Here is a 4,039-nt window from a genome sequence, read left to right on the forward strand (position 1 = left end):
GTGTCCATCAGCTTGCCGGCCTCGACGCCGGTGTCGTAGCGCGCCGCCTGCGGGCAGTAGCTGCAGTCTTCGGGGCAGCCGCCGGTCTTGATCGACAGCAGCGTCGACAGCTGCACCTCGGCCGGGTCGAAATGCTCGCGGTGCACGGTCTGCGCGCGGAACATCAGCTCGGTGAACGGCAGCTCGAACAGCGCCTCGATGTCGGCCACCTGCCAGCGGTCGGTCGGTGCAGCCGGCGGGGCGGCGCGGGTCACGAGGTGGACGGGGGCTTCGTGGATCGTCATGGGTGTTCTTTTCTAGGCGGGTTGATAGGCGAGCCGCACGTAGATCGGTGCAAACGCCTCGGCCTGCGTGATCTCGAGCAAGCGCTCGCGCGCCAGCTCCAGCATCGCGATGAAGGTCACCACCAGCACCTGAGGTCCGCGGGTCAGGTCGAACAGCTCCTCGAACATCGCGAAGCGGCGGCCCTGCAGGCCGCGCAGCACGATGCTCATGTGCTCGCGCACGCTCAGCTCCTCGCGGGTGATCGTGTGGTGCTGGTTCAGCCTGGCGCGCTTCAGGATGTCGGCCCAGGCGGCGCGCAGCTCGTCGATCTCGACATCCGGAAAGCGCGGCGTCAGCGATTGCTCGATGGTCACCTGCGCGCGCAGGAAATCGCGCCCCAGCACCGGCAGGCGGTCGAGCCCGGCCGCGGCCAGCTTCATCTGCTCGTACTCCAGCAGCCGGCGCACCAGCTCGGCGCGCGGGTCTTCGGGCTCCTCGCCCTCGGCCGCCTTCTTCGGCGGCAGCAGCATGCGCGACTTGATCTCGATCAGCATCGCCGCCATCAGCAGGTATTCGCTGGCGAGCTCGAGGTTGGTCTTGCGGATCTGCTCGACATACGCCAGGTACTGGCGCGTCACGCTGGCCAGCGGGATGTCGAGGATGTTGAAGTTCTGCTTGCGGATCAGGTAGAGCAGCAGGTCGAGCGGGCCTTCGAAGGCCTCGAGGAAGACCTCCAGCGCATCCGGCGGGATGTACAGGTCGGTCGGCATCGTGAACAGCGGCTCGCCGTACAGGCGTGCCACGGCCACGTGGTCGACCACGGTGGGCGCTGCCGCGTCGGTGGCGGCCTGCGCCAGGGCGTCTTCGCTCACGGGGTGCCCGCTCGGTGTCGCGTTCAGGGCCGGTTCAATGCCCGGTCTGGTAGACGTAGGGCTGCTGGGCGACCTGGGCGTCGCGGTACTCGCTCTGTGCATCGCGGTCGACCGGCTTGTCCCACAGCAGCTGGCGGCCCTCGAGCATCCGGCCCGCGAGCGTCGGGTCCTTGGCCTTCAACTCCTCGATGAACGAGGTGGTGTCGGACTTGTAGGCTTTCCAGAAGAGCGGCATGGTCGGGGCCAGGTGAAGCAGCGGAGGGCGGATTTTAGCCGGCCCGGGCGGCGGCCTCGGTTTCGGCCGCGGTTTCGGCTTCACCCCGGTCAGCGACGATTCGCCCCGCTCCCAGCTCGGCCTCGAAGCCGGAACGGCGGATCAGCGACAGCGGCTGCGCATCGACCCCGGCCAGGTACAGCGCCACCCCGCGCCGCGCGAGCGAGCGCTGACATTGCGCCAGCGCATCCAGCCCCGAGGTGTCCATCGACAGCATGCGCTGCAGGTCCAGCACCACCGCGCGGGTGCCGGGCAGCACGCGGGCCGGCAGCGCCTCCAGCGTGCCGACCGCGCCGAAGAACAGCGGCCCGCTCAGCGCGAACACCTGCACGCCCGGCGCCGCACCCTCGCAGGCCTCGATGCGGAACAGCGTGCTCATCCGGTAGATGAAGAACACGCAGGCGAGCACCAGCCCGAACTGCACCGCCACCATCAGGTCGAACACCACCGTCAGCCCGAAGGTGCCCAGCAGCACCGTGCGGTAGTGCAGGCTGAAGCGGCGCAGGCGCGCGAACTCGTGCCACTCGCCCATGTTCCACGCGACGAACAGCAGGATGCCGGCGAGCCCCGCCAGCGGCACGTGCACCGCCAGCGGCGCGGCCACCAGCACCACCGCGAGCAGCGTGGCCGCGTGCACGATGCCGGCCACCGGGCTGGTCGCGCCGGCACGCACGTTGGTCACGGTGCGGGCGATCGTGCCGGTGGCGGGGATGCCGCCGAACAGCGGGGCGACCATGTTGGCCAGGCCCTGGCCCATCAACTCCTGGTTCGGGTCGTGGCGCGGCGCCTCGCTGAGGTTGTCGGCGACGCGGGCGCACAGCAGCGATTCGACGGCGCCGAGCAGCGCGATCGTCAGCGTGGGAATCAGCAGCTGCTGCGCGCTCGCCCAGCTGAACGGCGGCAGTGCGAGCCGCGGCAGGCCCTGCGGGATGCCGCCGAAGCGCGAGCCGATGGTCTCGACCGGCAACTGCAGCAGCGCGGTCGCGAGCGTCGCCAGCACCAGCGCGACGATCGGCGACGGCACGGCCTTCCAGCGCTTCGGCCACAGCGCCACCAGCGCGAGGCAGCCGAGGCCCAGCGCCAGCGCCGCCGGGTTCACGCTGCCGGCATGCGAAGCGAGCGCACCCACCTGCGTGAAGAAATCCGCCGGCAGCTTCTCGATGTGCAGCCCGAACAGGTCCTTCAGCTGCGACACGCCGATCAGCACCGCGATGCCGTTCGTGAAGCCGATGATGATGGCCACCGGGATGTAGCGCACCAGCGCGCCGAGCCGCAGCGCGCCCATCGCGAACAGCAGCACACCGGCCAGCGCGGTCGAGATCAGCAGGTTGGTCAGCCCGTRGCGCTCGACGATGCCGTAGACGATGACGATGAACGCACCGGCCGGCCCGCCGATCTGCACGCTGGAGCCGCCCAGCGCCGAGATCAGGAAGCCGGCGACGATGGCGGTGAAGATGCCTTGCTCGGGCTTGACGCCCGACGCGATCGCGAAGGCCATCGCGAGCGGCAGCGCGACCACGCCGACGGTGACGCCGGCCGATGCGTCCTGCCAGAAGCGCCGGCGGTCGTAGCCACGCAGGCTGTCGAGCAGGCGGGGGCGGAACGGGTGCAGGCGCATGGAGCCCGAGTATCGGCCCGGCCCGCGCGGGCGTCCCTTGATCTGCATCAAACGGCGCCGGGCGGGCCGCTGCCTTCAGGCTTCCTGGCGGCGTGCGCTCTCGGCGAGCTTGAGGAACTCGTGCGGTTCGCCCACCATCCAGCGCGCCAGTTGGTCGAGCAGGTTCGAGTCGATGCGCGGCGCCGCGAAGGTGACCATCACGGTCTCCAGGTCGTCGAGGTTGCCGAGCTGGAAGCTGACCTTGCCCTGGTCGTGATCGGGCAGCAGGCGCACCATCATCGTGATGTCGGCGACGAAGCTGAAGCGCACTTCCTCGAGCCGGCCGTTGACCGGGTCGCGGACCCACTTCGAATCGGGCGCGATGCCGGCCTGGCGCAGGCGGGCTTCGAGCCGCTCGATCTCCGGCGGGAAGTCCTTGCTGATCGCGACCGCGCGGCCCGATTTCTGCAGCGCGTGGATGACCACATGGTCGAACACTTCCTGCCCGCGGTGCTGCTTGCGCCGCGCGTCGACCCGGAAATCGCAGCGCACGAGGCCGTCGACCGTCGTGCTCTTGTCGAACATGAAGCGCACCGGCGGGCGGGGCAGCAGCACGTTGAGCTGCGGCGCCAGGTCCATCCAGTAGCGCCAGGCGGTCTGGCAGGCCGTCTCGACCAGCGCGGCGTTGCGCGCGAGTGCGGCCGTGTCGACCGTCTGCTGTGTCTTCAGCGCGTCGGCCTGCCGCTTCAGGTCATCCAGAAAACCCATGTTGTCCTCCCTCGAAGGCGCGCAGGATAGCCGCCCGCCGGGCGGCTGTCTCTCACCCTGTTTGGGGAACCGCGCTCAGCGCACCCGCAACCCCGGCGTCGCGCCCGGCCACGGCTCCAGCACGTACAGCCCCGGGTTGGCCTTCTCGTCGGCATGCGACGCGGCCAGCACCATGCCCTCGCTGAGGCCGAACTTCATCTTGCGCGGCGCGAGGTTGGCCACCATCACGGTGAACTTGCCGACCAGGTCCTCGGGCTTGTAGGC

5 protein-coding genes and 1 pseudogene are annotated in these 4,039 nt (G+C 69.9%); all 6 read right to left on the reverse strand.

The window, feature by feature from the left end; genetic code table 11:
* Window positions 1-278: pseudogene (locus tag AC1D01_RS23660) on the reverse strand (biotin synthase BioB); the annotation flags it as partial.
* A gap of 18 nt (window positions 279-296) precedes the next feature.
* The gene (locus AC1D01_RS23665; RefSeq protein WP_477870675.1) at window positions 297-1,136 is read right to left on the reverse strand and encodes a segregation and condensation protein A; all 840 of its coding nucleotides are present in this window, start codon (window positions 1,134-1,136) and stop codon (window positions 297-299) included.
* A 34-nt stretch (window positions 1,137-1,170) separates the two neighbouring features.
* Window positions 1,171-1,371 carry a DUF3460 family protein gene (locus tag AC1D01_RS23670; protein ID WP_477870677.1) on the reverse strand — a complete coding sequence of 67 codons (201 nt, stop codon included), beginning with the start codon at window positions 1,369-1,371 and terminating at the stop codon, window positions 1,171-1,173.
* 34 nt (window positions 1,372-1,405) lie between these two features.
* Entirely contained in the window at window positions 1,406-3,028 is a 1,623-nt protein-coding gene (locus AC1D01_RS23675; RefSeq protein ID WP_477870679.1) for a SulP family inorganic anion transporter, read from the reverse strand.
* A gap of 75 nt (window positions 3,029-3,103) precedes the next feature.
* Complete coding sequence (locus tag AC1D01_RS23680; RefSeq protein ID WP_477870681.1) at window positions 3,104-3,775, reverse strand: hypothetical protein; 672 nt, start codon at window positions 3,773-3,775, stop codon at window positions 3,104-3,106.
* Between the two features lie 75 nt (window positions 3,776-3,850).
* Window positions 3,851-4,039: hypothetical protein (locus tag AC1D01_RS23685; RefSeq protein WP_477870683.1), on the reverse strand; the 189-nt coding region annotated here is incomplete at its 5' end.

Source organism: Rhizobacter sp. P3_B12 (assembly GCF_056402895.1).